12 protein-coding genes, 1 pseudogene and 1 CRISPR repeat array are annotated in these 15,677 nt (G+C 54.3%); of the genes and pseudogenes, 5 read left to right on the top strand and 8 right to left on the bottom strand.

Translation table 11 applies throughout. The features are described from left to right. Positions 1-384: 384 nt before the first annotated feature. Positions 385-516 carry a hypothetical protein gene (locus HALTADL_RS17710; RefSeq protein WP_265472946.1) on the bottom strand — a complete coding sequence of 44 codons (132 nt, stop codon included), beginning with the start codon at positions 514-516 and terminating at the stop codon, positions 385-387. A gap of 439 nt (positions 517-955) precedes the next feature. Between HALTADL_RS17710 and HALTADL_RS07490 the strand changes: the two genes are divergently transcribed. Continuing rightward, on the top strand, positions 956-1,384 hold the full coding sequence (locus HALTADL_RS07490; protein ID WP_089673675.1) for a hypothetical protein: 429 nt from the start codon (positions 956-958) through the stop codon (positions 1,382-1,384). 140 nt (positions 1,385-1,524) lie between these two features. Here HALTADL_RS07490 and HALTADL_RS07485 read toward each other — a convergent pair whose 3' ends face one another. The 4 genes and pseudogenes from HALTADL_RS07485 to HALTADL_RS07465 all read right to left on the bottom strand — a co-directional run bounded on the left by HALTADL_RS07485 (position 1,525) and on the right by HALTADL_RS07465 (position 7,786). Beyond that, complete coding sequence (locus HALTADL_RS07485) at positions 1,525-2,691, bottom strand: ISH3-like element ISHla1 family transposase (protein WP_009486633.1); 1,167 nt, start codon at positions 2,689-2,691, stop codon at positions 1,525-1,527. A gap of 631 nt (positions 2,692-3,322) precedes the next feature. Continuing rightward, on the bottom strand, positions 3,323-4,945 hold the full coding sequence (locus HALTADL_RS17285) for a hypothetical protein (RefSeq protein WP_143054210.1): 1,623 nt from the start codon (positions 4,943-4,945) through the stop codon (positions 3,323-3,325). A gap of 195 nt (positions 4,946-5,140) precedes the next feature. After that, a pseudogene (locus tag HALTADL_RS07475) lies at positions 5,141-6,433 on the bottom strand (primase-associated protein); the annotation flags it as partial. Between the two features lie 186 nt (positions 6,434-6,619). After that, positions 6,620-7,786 (bottom strand): ISH3-like element ISHla1 family transposase, encoded by a 1,167-nt coding sequence (locus HALTADL_RS07465; protein ID WP_009486633.1) that lies wholly within the window; start codon positions 7,784-7,786, stop codon positions 6,620-6,622. Between the two features lie 322 nt (positions 7,787-8,108). Between HALTADL_RS07465 and HALTADL_RS07460 the strand changes: the two genes are divergently transcribed. Both HALTADL_RS07460 and HALTADL_RS07455 read left to right on the top strand, forming a co-directional pair. Continuing rightward, positions 8,109-8,711, top strand: coding sequence for a site-specific integrase (locus HALTADL_RS07460; RefSeq protein WP_089673874.1), 603 nt, complete (start codon positions 8,109-8,111; stop codon positions 8,709-8,711). Further along, entirely contained in the window at positions 8,708-9,124 is a 417-nt protein-coding gene (locus HALTADL_RS07455; RefSeq protein WP_089673863.1) for a hypothetical protein, read from the top strand. The genes HALTADL_RS07460 and HALTADL_RS07455 overlap by 4 nt, the downstream gene beginning before the upstream one ends. 328 nt (positions 9,125-9,452) lie before the next feature. Here the strand turns inward: HALTADL_RS07455 and HALTADL_RS07445 are convergent, their stop codons facing one another. Both HALTADL_RS07445 and HALTADL_RS07440 read right to left on the bottom strand, forming a co-directional pair. Continuing rightward, positions 9,453-9,833 (bottom strand): hypothetical protein, encoded by a 381-nt coding sequence (locus tag HALTADL_RS07445; RefSeq protein WP_089673865.1) that lies wholly within the window; start codon positions 9,831-9,833, stop codon positions 9,453-9,455. Then, the gene (locus HALTADL_RS07440) at positions 9,830-10,630 is read right to left on the bottom strand and encodes a ParA family protein (RefSeq protein WP_089673866.1); all 801 of its coding nucleotides are present in this window, start codon (positions 10,628-10,630) and stop codon (positions 9,830-9,832) included. Before HALTADL_RS07440 ends, HALTADL_RS07445 begins: the two co-directional genes overlap by 4 nt. A gap of 154 nt (positions 10,631-10,784) precedes the next feature. Next, a CRISPR array of direct repeats spans positions 10,785-11,853; the repeat unit is 30 nt; unit sequence CCTCCGACCCCACGAGGGTTGGTCTGAAAC. Positions 11,854-12,402: 549 nt separating this feature from the next. Between HALTADL_RS07440 and HALTADL_RS07435 the strand changes: the two genes are divergently transcribed. Then, positions 12,403-13,572 (top strand): RNA-guided endonuclease InsQ/TnpB family protein, encoded by a 1,170-nt coding sequence (locus HALTADL_RS07435; protein WP_089673867.1) that lies wholly within the window; start codon positions 12,403-12,405, stop codon positions 13,570-13,572. 26 nt (positions 13,573-13,598) lie between these two features. On the opposite strand, the gene HALTADL_RS07430 is transcribed toward HALTADL_RS07435, so the two are convergent. Next, entirely contained in the window at positions 13,599-13,862 is a 264-nt protein-coding gene (locus HALTADL_RS07430; RefSeq protein ID WP_089673868.1) for a hypothetical protein, read from the bottom strand. Positions 13,863-14,157: 295 nt separating this feature from the next. Between HALTADL_RS07430 and HALTADL_RS07425 the strand changes: the two genes are divergently transcribed. Continuing rightward, positions 14,158-15,600, top strand: a complete 1,443-nt coding sequence (locus HALTADL_RS07425) for a hypothetical protein (protein WP_089673869.1) — start codon at positions 14,158-14,160, stop codon at positions 15,598-15,600. Positions 15,601-15,677 lie beyond the last annotated feature (77 nt).

Genomic DNA, 15,677 nt, shown 5'->3' with positions numbered 1-15,677 from the left:
GAGGTCGGATTGACCCATCCGTCGACTACGACTGGCCAGCCGAATGTTCTGTTGCGCGCTCTTGAATTGTGCTGAGATCGCGATCATATGTCTTTTTGCGTTTTCCAACACCGATACAGTACAGTGTAGCACCATCTCGAATCAGGTAGCTCCGGAGATCGCCTGCCCGGCGGCGGTAAACTGTAACCGACTCAAATCCGCGAAGTTGGTCGACGCATTTGTGCAACGACCGATCCCACGTAACGAGCTTTTCTTCCATTTCGTCAAGGTCATCTAGTACGCGCCGCTTTTCGTCTGTGCTAAATGCCGAAGAAGACAGGTCGCGGAATACCCACTTTTCGACGAGTTCAACATTCTCGATCTCGCCCATCAATCAAAAAACCGTTATAGGCCGAGGCGCTCGCGCATCTCGTCTGTTGAGCACGTCTCGTCTTCTTCGAGGTCGAGCTTTTCCAATCGGTCTTGAATAGTGTCGCCGTTGGCTAACTCGCCTTCTTCTGTGTGCTCGACTGCCATATTCGTAGGTTAAGGCTCTATAGACATAAGTCATTAGGTCGTGTTGCAGCTCTAATCTCACTTACCAAGATTCGTCTGCTAAAGTGCTGTTTTCAAGGGTTATTTAGTTAGTCAGGTTAATCACCTCTACCCTCTAAATTCCATGTCTAAACCTGTCAGAATCTACTTTTTAAAATCTCAAATCACCATACAGCGAGCACTTGCCAGCACAAGGATTAATATGCTGAATGAAAATTAATCTAATAAGTTCGTCGCAGGCGACCGCACACGCGGATATAACAGCAGGGTCGTGGGATGGAACCGCCACTCCGACGCTGCTGTGAAACCACATATCGTGGTTCTCGCATTGGATCCCGGTTTCGACCGGCGCGGCGGTATAGTCTAGACACCAGCGTCTGCTCTATACCGCCACCTGCGACACCTTCTCTACTTCACACCCATGTCCCAATCAGCACCCAACAGCCGTGTAGCTGAAGCACTGTCCGACGACCAAGACCTCGGCAGCCGCGAGGATTGGTGGGGCGACCCTCGAACAGAGGACGAACGCCGCAAGGAAGTCGACTGTGCTGATCCAAACGATCCAGCAGAGATCATCGCCCATAAGCTCCTCCGAGAGACAGCGACAGTGATCTGTGCGGCAACTCTACAAGATGACACATGGAATGGTGGTCGGATGGCCGAACTATTCGCGTTCCATCTCGGTCAGGAAGATGATTTCGAACGCAATCATGCCATCCACCACCAAAACGAAGCCATCGAGCTCACCGATCCGGCGATTCGGCTCGGGAACCACGACCCTAACTCATCGGTAGTTGGTGAGTCTCAGTACCTCACAAAGCATCCTCGGCTAGCTGTTTCTGCGGCCTGAGTTCTGTGTCGAAGCGGTTGTACTGACGGTCTCGACGAGAGAATTACGGACGGATCGACGGAGAGCTGTCGCTGTCGGCGGCGGTCAGCCGCCGACGCGACAGCGTCGCCACTCACTCCGCTGGCTTGCTCGGTCGGTGGTTAGCGGTGGAATCGGTCGTCAGGTGGCCGATTCGCGGGGACGGCCCGACGCACCGCGAGGGCCGTCCACGCAGCTCGTCGAATCATATTGACGAACTCCTTGTACGGCCACCACCAGAGGCGACGCCCGCCTCGGCGGGGCGTCGCCACATACTCGTAGTGAAGGTACCGCCAGACGTTCTGTAAGAGGAGACTCACCACCACGTACAGCAGCCGTACCGTTGGATCTCGTGTTGTCGTTGTCGCTATCGCTTGCTCAAACAAGCGATAGCTTGACTCGATACCGAAGCGTTTCGAGTAGTGGTATCGAGCGTCCCGTGGTGAGTCGATGAACGGCGCGTCAGCGGCGTAGCCGTGACGCGCCACACCGTTCTCGTCATACTTCCCATTTAGGTACGTACAGTCGATGTAGACGGGAAAATCGACGGTCCAGCTGTGACCGTCGAGTTTCCCCGTCAGATCATGCTGAATGACGCGACTCCATCCTTCCGAGAGCTCTTGCTGAATCGCCTCACCCCACCGGATGATCGGGATCACGTACGCGTAATTGTGCGCCTGAAGCAGCGTGAGACACTTACTGTCGTAGAATCCGCGATCAAGGTAGACGGCCTTGACCCCGGCGTCAAGGCCGTCGAGGACACCGAAGAACTCAGCGAGGACACTACTTGCGGTATCGCCGTCTTTGAGACGGCGTACCGCCAGCGTGTAGCGTTTGTTCTTCACACGCGCGTAGAGTGTGGCATAGGCGTGGAACGCAGTGGTTCCACGCTTCGCTACCGAGTGATAGAGGCCGTCTGTGTCGTCTTCGTCACCGTAGTAGGGCCGCAGGTGGAGGTCTGCGCAGACCTCCACCTGTTCGGGGAGCAATTCATCGAGATCCTTTCGCAGGAGCGTGTTAGCGACTCGTTCGAGCCGTTCCGGCTCGAACTTCGTCCGAAGATGGTAGAGGACCGTGTTCCCAGCGGGTGAGTTCTGGCTCGACGCACAGAGCGTAGAGACAGAGGTCCCGTCGGCGCAAGCGCCGACGAGGACCTCATAGATGTCTTCAGCAGTGATTTCAGCGTTATTGGCTAACGAGAGCGAAACTTCCTCGTCAAGGCGGTTGACGAGAAAGTTAAGAAGCTGGTCCTCGTGGATCTCACCGTCTGCTTGTTTGGTTTTAGACACACCTTCAGCAAGCAGACGTTCTAACTAAGCGGCTTTGTGAAGTACTGAGGATAGCTGCCTCGCCCCTCTCGGGGGCGACAAACTCCACCGCGGATCGCATCGTCAGCCAATGAGTGAATCCTGATATATCGGTTAAAGACACTCGTCGTTTGATGGCCCCTCTGCCGGAGAGAGCCAGCGGCGTTTGCACCTGTGTACCCTAGCCTTCCTTTGGATGGTTTTGGAGGTGCAGAGTGAACTGAAACAGGCTTAGATTTGGTAAGAGTTCCGTCGGGCTGTTCTCAGTCGTTACTAATGTCCTCGACGAGTTCAAAGATCGGTAATTGGATAGAATTGTGTTCGACGGGGTAGTGAAAACCTCGAAATCCACTGTCTGAGGGTAACGTGGTAGTTGATATTGATAAACCGTTGCTGACAATGAGCGTTCGAAACAGTGTCGATATTCGTGTATTCTCCTCCGATTTTAACCAAAATCAGTAGTTCAGGGTCTAAAAACTGCGCGACGGAGGTCTCTAATGTCACCAGTTGAGCTATCTGGATTGACTCTAATTTAATGTGGGAATTCGGACACAGTCCGATATAGATACCGTCCGTAAGTATATCTCCAAGAGAAGAAATCCATGTTCGCGACCTATAGTTTCTTTCCGGTGATCTCTTTGTTCTTCGAATCTCCTGATGTGAACGGTGAATTGCCAGTGTGACTTCGACCGATGTTTTGACCAGTTGAACCCAGACTCAGGTATCCATTCACTTTGCCGAGGATTTGTTTCGCGGTCACGGAAACTAGCCTCACTCTTACATCGGCCGCTTTCTTTGCCTGTTCAACTAGGTCTATTCTGTAATTTCCTTTGTCGGCATGAGCAACGGTGAAATTATTACTATCTACTTTTGCCCTAACAGTTTCTCCTTCCTGAAGGGTGGGGTAATCGATTAGCTCTGCCCGTACTGGGGGACCTACATCAAGGACTCTAAGTCGAGATTTTAATTCTCCAACTAAGCTTGGTGGTGAGAACTGGACCGGGACACCATCGATAGTAACTTGCGATGTCCCACGATCGACACGACAGTCAATTATCTCTCCGACATCTGGTAGTCCGTGATACTCAGTAATCTGTCCGATGAACGGAAGGCCTCCTTCAACGATTTCTAGAGATACTTTCCCATTGATTTCAGATTGTGATTCCAGTTCAATTGGAACGCCGTCAATAATCACGAAATCCTGTCCCTGACGCATTGTTACCATTTTGGAGGTCCCTACGTCAGGAAGACCGTGGTATTCGGTGATTCGGCCAGCACGCGGCACCTCACCGCCAGTCACTTCGATTGTTGCTTCTCCCGTGACCTCCGATTTAGACACTAATTGGATTGGGATTCCATCGAGAAATACAGTCTTTTGGCTACGTTCTACCGGAAGCCGATGGTAAGTGCCTACCTCCGGCACATTCTGGTACTCGGTAACTTTTCCAGTAACAGAATCTTCTACTTCCGTAAGCTCAACCGTCGCTGTTGTGGAAGCAGCTGACGGTTCATTCAAAGCTACGGATTCTACTCCGATAGCCTCATCCCATGAAGGAATGGCCTCACTTATCCCTCGGTTGACCATCATTTCGTATCGATCACCGATTTGAAGCTGGCACACCGTTTCCTCCAGATCACATTCGGTACCTTGGGTTGAATATCCAGTCACACGAGCGACTCCAGGGCCACCCGCTGTAGGTTCCCTGTCCAGCCTGCACCCAAATGGTGCAAGATTATCGTCAATAAACTCAGCAATCGAAGATCCACGTGTAAGTTGAACATCAACGCGGTCGTTGACATTAACACCTGGGTCAAGTATTGATACCACATCTGCATAGGCAGTTGAGTTAGAAATCTGAAAAATCTGAACCTGTAAGGCAGCACCTAGATTGCGATGAGATATGGGGTAAACGCAGTTGATATTGGCTGCTGTAGAGACGTCTGCAACAAGCGTATCCCTTGATGTGATGGTGTCGATTGTTACAGAGAGTTCATCGCCAGGGAGAACCAAACGCTGTCCCTGAGGTGAAACTTTCTCTGCTCGGATTTTCCCGTTCGATATGGTCGTGACCTCCGCGATGAAAGAATTAGTGAGAGCGCCGTCCTCGTGATGCGTTACAGAAATGGTTTTAGCTTCAGGCCAACGTGACGCATTCACTTTGACTTGCCCTTTCGAAATCTGAATGGGTTCTGCTAGAAATAGATTGCCGACATCGAGGAATTCAGATCCTGTCATACCCTGCTCACTCCAACTCGTCACAGTGTAAAAACAGTTGCCCCGACGAAATATTGGCACCTCGTGTGTCACGGAGAGACTAGCCAGCGCCTTGCGGGAAGGACTGCATGATCAATTTCGTCCCCTGATTTTATACACTGAGAACTTCAATACAGGCTTCGTCAGTCCTAACTCCTGATGATTCCCCCAGAAGGATTAGAATTCTTCCCCCGTAGAGCCGTCTTTATCCAATTGGTCATACATCTCATCCGGGAATGGAAGGCTCCCCCAGATCGAGTAGGGGCACTGCTCCTGACCGATGCAGTACCGCTGTATATCGTCGTTGTCGCAGTTCATCGGAAGCGGGGTGTCGCCCCAAATCGTATTCGAGAACTCGTAGCGAATCTGGTAATCGGTGACCTGCTCGTCGTACCAAGGCCATCGCGAGAAGACGTCCTTGAGGTCTGTGACAATCGTTTCGAGTTCACTATCCTGGTACTGGGGAAGCCACATCACCATCCGGGCGAAGTTGTACAGGTCCTTTCGGACTGGCTTTTTCTCGTGGAGGCGTTCGGCCATATTCGCCATACAGGGGAGTTCGAATAGGTCTTCGATTGCCTCGACGTCGAGGGGCTGGACGCCACGCGAAGACTCCTGAATCCGGTAGTGGTTCGTATTTCCGTGCTGTCGGATAGTGAGATTCCGGTGATCGCGTTGAGATGCAAGGAGATTCCCGAGACTTCGAGGACTTGAGATGCGATTACACACGTCTCGCTTCCAGCCCGCTTCTGGATCGTACGCCTCCACTGCTTCAAACAGCTCCTTCGCCGAGTGGAACTCCCCTAGTGAGACGACCTCGTCTGGAGCGTCTCGAATCGCGTCCCGGAGCACACGGATGGTCCGTTCACCGGGGTTCCAATCTCTCCAGATTCGTTCGTGGTGTCCCGTCTCGATGAAGCGATCGATACGCTCTGTGATGGCCGACTCATTCGTCGTTAGCCACGTCAGCTGGTCTTCAGAGAGGTTCTCCTCCTGGACCCGCAGGAGCTTCTTGAACGCACGTCTGGCGTACTCGCGATACTTCGTGTCGAAATCACCGACGGGCACATAGAGGCAGTTGTTCTTGACGCGAGTGAGCAGTTCCCCGGCTTCTCCGGTCTCAGTATCGGCGTGAACGAGGCACTTCCTCGATGCTGCGGCCATCGGGATTTCGAGATACAATCCGTCACCGAACTCGGGCATCTCTTTGATCCCCGTACAAACGCGACCGGGGTGTGGTCCGTCCTCTCCAGGGTCTTTCGCGTACAGCACCTCTGCGATATCCTGTTGGAGACTCCCGTCACCGAATTCTCGAAGGAGAGAGGCGAGATTGTTGACGTAGAGCTCGCGAATATCGTAGAGGACCTGCACCGTTCGCGGTGGGGCGTGCTCGAACTTCGGGTGCGCCTTGACGCAGACTGCGCTCAACGTCGCGAGAACGGCGAGTGTTCCAGGTTCGTCGACGAAGGGTCAGTACCTCACAAAGCATCCTCGGCTAGCTGTTTCTGCGGCCTGAGTTCTGTGTCGAAGCGGTTGTACTGACGGTCTCGACGAGAGAATTACGGACGGATCGACGGAGAGCTGTCGCTGTCGGCGGCGGTCAGCCGCCGACGCGACAGCGTCGCCACTCACTCCGCTGGCTTGCTCGGTCGGTGGTTAGCGGTGGAATCGGTCGTCAGGTGGCCGATTCGCGGGGACGGCCCGACGCACCGCGAGGGCCGTCCACGCAGCTCGTCGAATCATATTGACGAACTCCTTGTACGGCCACCACCAGAGGCGACGCCCGCCTCGGCGGGGCGTCGCCACATACTCGTAGTGAAGGTACCGCCAGACGTTCTGTAAGAGGAGACTCACCACCACGTACAGCAGCCGTACCGTTGGATCTCGTGTTGTCGTTGTCGCTATCGCTTGCTCAAACAAGCGATAGCTTGACTCGATACCGAAGCGTTTCGAGTAGTGGTATCGAGCGTCCCGTGGTGAGTCGATGAACGGCGCGTCAGCGGCGTAGCCGTGACGCGCCACACCGTTCTCGTCATACTTCCCATTTAGGTACGTACAGTCGATGTAGACGGGAAAATCGACGGTCCAGCTGTGACCGTCGAGTTTCCCCGTCAGATCATGCTGAATGACGCGACTCCATCCTTCCGAGAGCTCTTGCTGAATCGCCTCACCCCACCGGATGATCGGGATCACGTACGCGTAATTGTGCGCCTGAAGCAGCGTGAGACACTTACTGTCGTAGAATCCGCGATCAAGGTAGACGGCCTTGACCCCGGCGTCAAGGCCGTCGAGGACACCGAAGAACTCAGCGAGGACACTACTTGCGGTATCGCCGTCTTTGAGACGGCGTACCGCCAGCGTGTAGCGTTTGTTCTTCACACGCGCGTAGAGTGTGGCATAGGCGTGGAACGCAGTGGTTCCACGCTTCGCTACCGAGTGATAGAGGCCGTCTGTGTCGTCTTCGTCACCGTAGTAGGGCCGCAGGTGGAGGTCTGCGCAGACCTCCACCTGTTCGGGGAGCAATTCATCGAGATCCTTTCGCAGGAGCGTGTTAGCGACTCGTTCGAGCCGTTCCGGCTCGAACTTCGTCCGAAGATGGTAGAGGACCGTGTTCCCAGCGGGTGAGTTCTGGCTCGACGCACAGAGCGTAGAGACAGAGGTCCCGTCGGCGCAAGCGCCGACGAGGACCTCATAGATGTCTTCAGCAGTGATTTCAGCGTTATTGGCTAACGAGAGCGAAACTTCCTCGTCAAGGCGGTTGACGAGAAAGTTAAGAAGCTGGTCCTCGTGGATCTCACCGTCTGCTTGTTTGGTTTTAGACACACCTTCAGCAAGCAGACGTTCTAACTAAGCGGCTTTGTGAAGTACTGAGTCTGTGCTGCTGTCGGTGCGTCACCCTCAAGTCGGGCGGCGCTCGTATCTTCGATTGCTGTCATACGTGGCAGCGCGTCGTCCGAGCCTCAACTCGGGCGGCTTTCTCTGGAAGCCGATCTCCGCGCTTACTAACCAGTCTATACTCTGGGGTCTTTAGTGTTTTCCTACTTGTATAAGAAGTCGGCACGAACAGAGCTAAAATAGGGGTCTATTCGGCGTGATCGGCATGGAGAAGTATGCTTTTAATGCAAACTTGTACGTAGAAGGTTACATGAGAAAGGAAGCGACCCAGAAAGAGGACCAATACAAGATCTGGATGACTGACGACGAGCTCGAGGAACTCCGTCGACATGCCAAGAACCACAGGGACGATATCATTCTCCAACTGGGCGGTTATGTCGGCCTCCGTGCTTTCGAGATACCGCAGGTGCAACCTCAGCACGTCAAACGGACCTCTGACGGCGACCACTATCGGCTCCGGATCCCCGAGGGGAAAGATACGACTGGCAACGGTGGAAAGCCGAGAGACGCCTATCTTCCCGGTCCTGTCGAGTCTGACATCCATCGGTTCATCAACTCTGAAGGGATTGATCGTTCTGAGCCGATTGTCGATCTCACACCGCGGGCTGTCCGCGCGATCGTGAAACGGACGGCTCGACGAGCTGCCGAACAGACCGGAGTCGAAGATTTCAATTATGTATCAGCGCACGATCTCCGTCGTCGGTATGCACAGCGTTTGCTCGTCGACAATCAGATGAACCCCCGCGTGGTGATGTCGGTCGGTGGGTGGGACTCTTTCCAGGCCATTGAGCCGTATTTGAACAGCCCCAGCGAGGACGTCGTGAACCGCGCTTTCGAGGAGGCAGATCTATGACCGACGATGTCGACCCGGAGAACCCACGTCCCAAGGGACATTATCCCCGGTTCAGGGACAACGAATGGCACTACATTCCGGACGAACTCGCACAGACGATATCGCTGGGTCCTGGAGGTGACGGCGAGGAGGGCCAAGACTGGGTCCTGACGTACACGCCGGAGAAACGAGACTCAGAGGACCGGGAGAAGGTTCTCGTCCGCCTGACGCCCCGTGCGTTGCACGAGCTATACATCGAGGTGAAGGACATCGGTACACAAGATCGGCAGATGGGACACCGCGCTGAATGTGACCTCTGCGGTGAGTTTGTCGACATGGAACGTGCAATTCCCAACCCTCGCGGTGAGCCGTGTCACAAACGTTGTTGGGCGGAGTACACCGGCGCTCCGGATTGGTTCACCGATTATGAATAAGACCCATCTTCAACAGTCAAGATAATCGTATCAGTGGGAGTATCAGCCACTCAGTCCTCGAAAAAGCTCATAGCAACCTCTCCAGGACTGACGACGATCCACACGACAATGACACCCACCACGGGCATGAGAAGAAAACTGATCTCTGAGAACGGCCCCTCTTTTGGCAGACGTGGCCATGTGAACAAAAATAAGACAACAATCAGACAAGCGCCTACACTACTCGCCAAAATTTTTTTGGCCCAAACCATACTGAACTGTTCTCCCCATCGAAAATAAATACCCACGCGCAACGAGAATCTTAGAAGTCGGTGAGTTTCTGAATCTCTCAGTTCTCAACGCCCAACCGATCGGCGAGCTCGTCTTCGTGTTCTATGGCGAAGTCGACCAACTCGGCCATGAAATCCCGGTGTTTCTCGATCCCACCGTTCCCCGCGATCTTCGATCTTGCGTCGAGCTGCTCATACAGATTGTTGAGCTCCTCGGCTCGCTCGTCGGAGAGATACATTGGCACTTGTCGGCGGTGCCGAGTCGCGTCTTCGTCTCGGTCGGGGCCGGGCTTGCTACCTGCGTCACTTGTGTCACTCGTAGTTTGCATGTTATCTGTATTATCCGTGTTATGCGGTTTGTCGGTGTCGTCTTTCGGCTTCTTTTCCCCGGGTTTGCGGTCGCCGAACCGGGCCCCAAGTTCGTCTTTCGGGTCGCTCATGCTATTTCCTCCACGTGCTTCGCAATCTCAGTATACTTGTCGCGTAGTGCTTCCGTCTTATCCGCATCCCACGGGTAACCCGCATCATCCGGGTTATACGCAAACACTGATGTACGATATTCGATCACGTGCTCGATCACCGCCCAGTCGGGGATCTCGAATACGTACTCCTCGCCAAATGTGTCGACAAACCATTGCTGCACTTCTGAACTCAGCCCATCGTGGCTGACCTCGTTCAACACCGCCGCGACCGTAGTGATCTGGACGTCGTCGAACTTGTCTTCGAGCGTATCGATCTCGTCGAAGAGGATCTCCAACGACTCGCGGGCGATAGTATTCGGATGACTCGGGAACACGACGTTCTCTGCGGCGAGCAGAGCGCCGTCAGCGAGTGGCCCGAGGTTCGGAGGCGAGTCAATGACGACGTAGTCATACTCTTCTTCGAGGCGGTCTAACGCGATCCCCAGGGCTTCGACGCCGCGTGCCTCTGAGTAGAGGTGCTTCTCAAGCCGGAAGTTGCGTAAATGAGAGGGGACTATATCAAATTCAGAACCCTCAACGATCAATTGGTCCAGGTCGTTCAACGTGAGCTGCCCGATGTCAGAGAGGACATCGTAAAGCGCGAACTCTGCTTCTCGGTAATGATCGCGATAGCCGAGCTTCAGTGTGAGGCCGCCTTGTGGGTCAGCGTCGACTGCCAGTACGTCGTGGCCTCGATCGGCGAGCGCACCGGCGAGGTTGATGCTTGTGGTGGTTTTACCGACACCTCCTTTCTGCATCGCGACGTTGATCCGCATCAGGTCACCACCTGTGCAATGCGGGTTTTATGAATCATACGTGTTATACAGGTTATCCGGGTCAAATAAATCTACGTCAGACAATAACAACTCCGACCTACGAGGGTTGGTCTGAAACGTGACTGACTGTATTATAACCCCTTCGGCTGTTCATCCTCCGGCCCCACGAGGGTTGGTCTGAAACGCAGCTTGCTCCACAATTGTTTTGTGGCTGGGATCCTCCGACCCCACGAGGGTTGGTCTGAAACAGTGGTAGCCCGTTGGTAGTTATGTAGCAATGGACCCTCCGACCCCACGAGGGTTGGTCTGAAACGATCAGGGCCTTTTCCCAGTCTTGGTAATGATCCCTCCGACCCCACGAGGGTTGGTCTGAAACATTTCTACCGAGTGGCAAATGACTCCAATTCGACCCCTCCGACCCCACGAGGGTTGGTCTGAAACCGACGACGGACGCCGACGTCGCAACGCGGTGGTCCCCTCCGACCCCACGAGGGTTGGTCTGAAACGGGGATGCAGCCGACGTCGCCGGCAACCCATTGCACCTCCGACCCCACGAGGGTTGGTCTGAAACGCGTCGGTACGTCACTCGGTTTGACGATATCATGCAGCCTCCGACCCCACGAGGGTTGGTCTGAAACTCGATTGCGGTGATGGGCGACGTCGACGGTGCGATGCCTCCGACCCCACGAGGGTTGGTCTGAAACAATTGGGTAACGCTACCACGGACGCAACACTCACCCCTCCGACCCCACGAGGGTTGGTCTGAAACCGGCGACGGCCCCGCGAAGTACCACAAACTCCCGGTCCTCCGACCCCACGAGGGTTGGTCTGAAACAAGACGGTGGACCTTGCTGTTAGTGTCTATTATTCCCTCCGACCCCACGAGGGTTGGTCTGAAACTATTACGCCACTTGTGCCATCACCATCGGAATCTCCTCCGACCCCACGAGGGTTGGTCTGAAACCCACTGATGGTTGCGTAGTTGGCGGCTTTGTTCACCCTCCGACCCCACGAGGGTTGGTCTGAAACTACCAGCGACCCGTCGTGAAACCCCGCAGGAAGCGCCTCCGACCCCACGAGGGTTGGTCTGAAACTTCATATCATTGATTATCTCGTTGACGGTAACTTACCTCCGACCCCACGAGGGTTGGTCTGAAACTAACGCGGGTCATATCGCAGTCCGAAGCTCGGAGCCTCCGACCCCACGAGGGTTGGTCTGAAACCATGCCTAAAGTGGCGGTTTCAACCTCTCTACCAGGGAGTAATAGGTTGACAACTCAGTCGACCATCAATACACCTCAAAGGTGTGGGGGTCGACTACAGAGTTTGTATGAGTATGATTTTCTTTTTCCGTTTTTCGGCCGGTTGAAGTACCAGCCTGTAATACGGTGGGGTGCCTGCTCATGGCGTGACGTGTTCCTTCCCCCCAGGAGAACTGGGCACACGGTTTGTAATTTCCGAGGCCGCGTTGGGTTGTGATCCCTGTGCCTCAACCGTTGTTGGTATAGTACTACCTTGAGCCGACTGCTGTCTATGCAGTTCTTTTCGCCTATCTCGGCGTGGCAACGCGGACAAATGATCCGTGTCCATGCATTCAAGCCAGTCGCGCACTGGCCGAGCTTGACGGCGGGCAGGCTTCATCCGGTAACATCAACCGGACTGCGGGGCGAAGTGCCCCGTTGCGAAGTGTGAGATATACCCACTTCCGCTTGCTCTCATTGTATTGGAGCACCTACAATAAACTTTTCCATATGTTGACTCAATAACAAGCAATGACTGACGGACAGAGATCAATAAACAGTTTCTCTGCGGATACACATACTGAAACGGTCGTTCAGACAGTGGTATTGGATCTCGAAACGAGTGAGGCGAAAAACAAGAAAGTCACAATTGGCATTGAGGAATTTCAGAGAATCGCGGGGTTCTTTGGAGATATCATGCCGTCTATCCCGGAGTACGAACGGACACGGAACAATCCAGCATTCTACAACCTTGTCAAGCGTGAATTTGCCGACTCAGCAATCAAGAGTAGCGTAGCCCGGGATGCGGCTTACCATGCAATCGCAATGTACGATTCCCACAGCTCAAACGGATCGGCGGGTGACCGGCCCGACCTCGGTAATGGGTCGTTCATGCAGTTGTGTAGCCAAGATTTCGAGATTGCCGATAATGGATCTGGATACGGCCTGAAAGCGAGTTTCATCCCATATGACGCAGTCTGGTTTGGTATCTCATTGAACCCACACACCGAGAAATACCTTCGACGGGTGTTCGAGGATGAAGCAGAAACAGGATCGTGCGAGTTGCACTTGTCCGATGATGGCGACCTCCGCGCCCACGTTGCTATCAAGTGGGAGGTTGAGGTGTATGAGGCAGAGGACGTGTCGACAGTGATCGGCGTGGACATCGGTGAGAACGTGCTATACAGCGTTGCAGCAGTCGACGGCGACAGTGATGTAGAAAGCGTTGAAATGGAGTCTGGTGCTGAGTTCCGACACTACCGCGAGCAATTCAAGCAGAAACGTACCAGCCTCATGGAAAAAGGTGATCTCCGCGCTCTCAGCCAGTGTCGGGATGAACATCGTAGATACACCGAACAGACACTCGATACGGCCTCTCGGCGTGTCGTTGAGTTTGCCGTCGAGCACGAACCTTCGGTGTTGGTTCTTGAGGATCTCACTCACTACCGCGAGACGGCCGACGATCCGATTCACGATTGGCCGTTTGCTGACCTGCAGGAGAAAATCTGCTACAAGGCAACTGCCGAAGGGATTCCCGTCGAGACCGTCGACCCCAAGGACACGAGCATCACCTGTCGGAAGTGTGGTCAAGCAATACCGGAATTTCGAGATGGAACTGAGTTTTCTTGTCGACGATGTGGATATGAAGTCCACGCCGATGTGAACGCCGCGATCAACATCGCGAAGAGATACGCCGAATAAGCATCATCGTGGTCGAGGCGAGTTCGTCAGAGGATATCGTCGACGTCGATACTGAACCCACGATCTCGCTTTTCTTTTCCCGACAGCATCTGAGCCTTCACGTCTGGGTGCCAGCCATTGCCCCGCTGCTCAATCCACTCGTCTTCCTGGAGCTGGTGAAGCACTCGGTAGACGGTCGCCCTCGAGGGCGGATCGTCGACGCCGCGGCGGACGTCGTCGGCAGTGAACGGTTCCCGCTGCAGTGCGAGCTCTATTCCACGACTGGCTACAGCGGCAGCCCGGTGTTCCATAATCGTTGTAGGACGTGGAGATGCTTCAATATTGCTTAGTCATTATACAGACAGGACAGATAGAATAGCAAAATAAATCAACCATTCGTGTTAATAATCTAATCGCCGGTCAGAGGCATTCTACGGCCCCTTTTGAGATTACTTGGATCGAGAGTCTAGTATAGGACTCACGAATAAGCAAAAACATTATAAAATTGTAAGATAGTCTCTCTGTACTGAAAATGAGAGATTTAGAATTACCCCGGAACACAGCGAGTGGCCTTCTATGAGCCAAAATCGTCACAATTGGAGTCAGATGTCTCTCGACGAGTTCCTCGGCTTCTATCGCGGGACGATCTACCCGGAGATGCTTCAGGACGATCTCGACCCCACTGAAACGACTCCAACCTACGAATGGCTCACTGAGCAAGGCTACTCCGGTATGGCGTACGCCCTTCGCGAGCATCACGACCTCTCGCTCAACGAGTTCTTTGTCGAGGTCGTCGGAGACGTTGATGACGACGAAGGAGACGGCTACGACTGGGGTATTTGCCACGAGCCAACCGTCGACGCGATTCAAGAGTTCCTCGAAGCGAAGGCCGATCGGCGAAACCTCGCCGACAGCACCACCCGCAGCCGGAAGTACAAGCTGGCCCAGTTCGCTCGAAAGTACGAGAAACATCACGGGTCGGCCGATCTCTTGGAACACCTGGACGATCCAGATAACGAGTCAGACGAACTCCGCCGCTGTATGCAGGTGTTCGATGAGTTCAACGATGAGCTCTCAACCAACGGTACGAAACTCAAGTACTGCGACGTGGTCCGGCAGTTCTACGAGCATCTCGTGGAGTTCTTCGGGGCGGAGTTCAACCCGATTGATCGCGTCTCGAAGCAGTACGACTGGGAGCGAAAGGACAGCGACAACCTCACGGTTGATCGGGCTGGTATGCGTGATATCTACGAGTCGACCGGCTCGAACGAGGATCGACTGCTGGTTCTCGCGCTCGGAGCATGGGGTTTACGTCCTAATGAGGTGGGGTCTGCCCACGTATCTCAGTTCGTTCTCGGCTCCGGCGACCTCTCCCTGGATGCAACACTGGATAACGGAATCGTGCTGCTGGCTGTGACCACCGACGGTACGGCTGTCGAGAACGCGACGGTATCGGTTGACGGAGAAGAGATCGGGACCACAGACTACGATGGCCGGCTCCGTTTTCCCCTCGACGGTCGCCCTGCAGTAGAGGTCCAAGTGACGGCCGACCGAACCACCCAGACTGTCGTGTACGCAGCTGAAGATGGAGACCTCGACGCAGTAGATGATGCCGTCGACCCGCACATCACCTTCGATGAGCGGAAGAATGGGCCGGGATCTGTCTCGCTGCTATTCGGTCAAGATGTCCTCGAACAGCGTATCGAGACTCTTGCCACGGAGGACTGGAACGGATATCTATTCCCCTCGAAGCGATCCAGCAGTGGGCATATAACCGCCGAGACAGTCAATAACCGGTTCAAGAAACTGGCAGAGGATGCTGGTGCGACCGTCGACGGAGCGACACCGACGGCGAAGATGGGCCGTAGGTTTTGGTATTCGATCTACAGTGACGCGACGGAAGCGTTCGTCGAACAACTGGGCGGCATTGCTTCTGATCAGGGCTCGTCGAGCGCCGAGATTGTCTACTCGAATTACCTCTCCGAAGAAGACCGCCGAAAGGGTCGCCGTGCCATGCGAGAGGAGTTGGCACAAGTATTCGGAAACTGACTCCGTTCTAATCATCGGAAACCACCACACGCTCAACGTGTCGTAGAGGTTGTCTACCTCGCGTTCAGGTGCTTTTT

This window comes from Halohasta litchfieldiae (assembly GCF_002788215.1).
Classification (GTDB): domain Archaea; phylum Halobacteriota; class Halobacteria; order Halobacteriales; family Haloferacaceae; genus Halohasta; species Halohasta litchfieldiae.
Note: the sequence above shows the minus strand (reverse complement) of the source record. Positions and strands in the feature narration are given on the sequence as shown.

Bases quoted from the DNA above. Each gene is read 5' to 3' on its own strand.
- HALTADL_RS17710 (WP_265472946.1), bottom strand. From the start codon at position 516: ATGGCAGTCGAGCACACAGAAGAAGGCGAGTTAGCCAACGGCGACACT.
- HALTADL_RS07490 (WP_089673675.1), top strand. From the start codon at position 956: ATGTCCCAATCAGCACCCAACAGCCGTGTAGCTGAAGCACTGTCCGAC.
- HALTADL_RS17285 (WP_143054210.1), bottom strand. From the start codon at position 4,945: ATGACAGGATCTGAATTCCTCGATGTCGGCAATCTATTTCTAGCAGAA.
- HALTADL_RS07460 (WP_089673874.1), top strand. From the start codon at position 8,109: ATGAGAAAGGAAGCGACCCAGAAAGAGGACCAATACAAGATCTGGATG.
- HALTADL_RS07455 (WP_089673863.1), top strand. From the start codon at position 8,708: ATGACCGACGATGTCGACCCGGAGAACCCACGTCCCAAGGGACATTAT.
- HALTADL_RS07445 (WP_089673865.1), bottom strand. From the start codon at position 9,833: ATGAGCGACCCGAAAGACGAACTTGGGGCCCGGTTCGGCGACCGCAAA.
- HALTADL_RS07440 (WP_089673866.1), bottom strand. From the start codon at position 10,630: ATGCGGATCAACGTCGCGATGCAGAAAGGAGGTGTCGGTAAAACCACC.
- HALTADL_RS07435 (WP_089673867.1), top strand. From the start codon at position 12,403: ATGACTGACGGACAGAGATCAATAAACAGTTTCTCTGCGGATACACAT.
- HALTADL_RS07430 (WP_089673868.1), bottom strand. From the start codon at position 13,862: ATGGAACACCGGGCTGCCGCTGTAGCCAGTCGTGGAATAGAGCTCGCA.
- HALTADL_RS07425 (WP_089673869.1), top strand. From the start codon at position 14,158: ATGTCTCTCGACGAGTTCCTCGGCTTCTATCGCGGGACGATCTACCCG.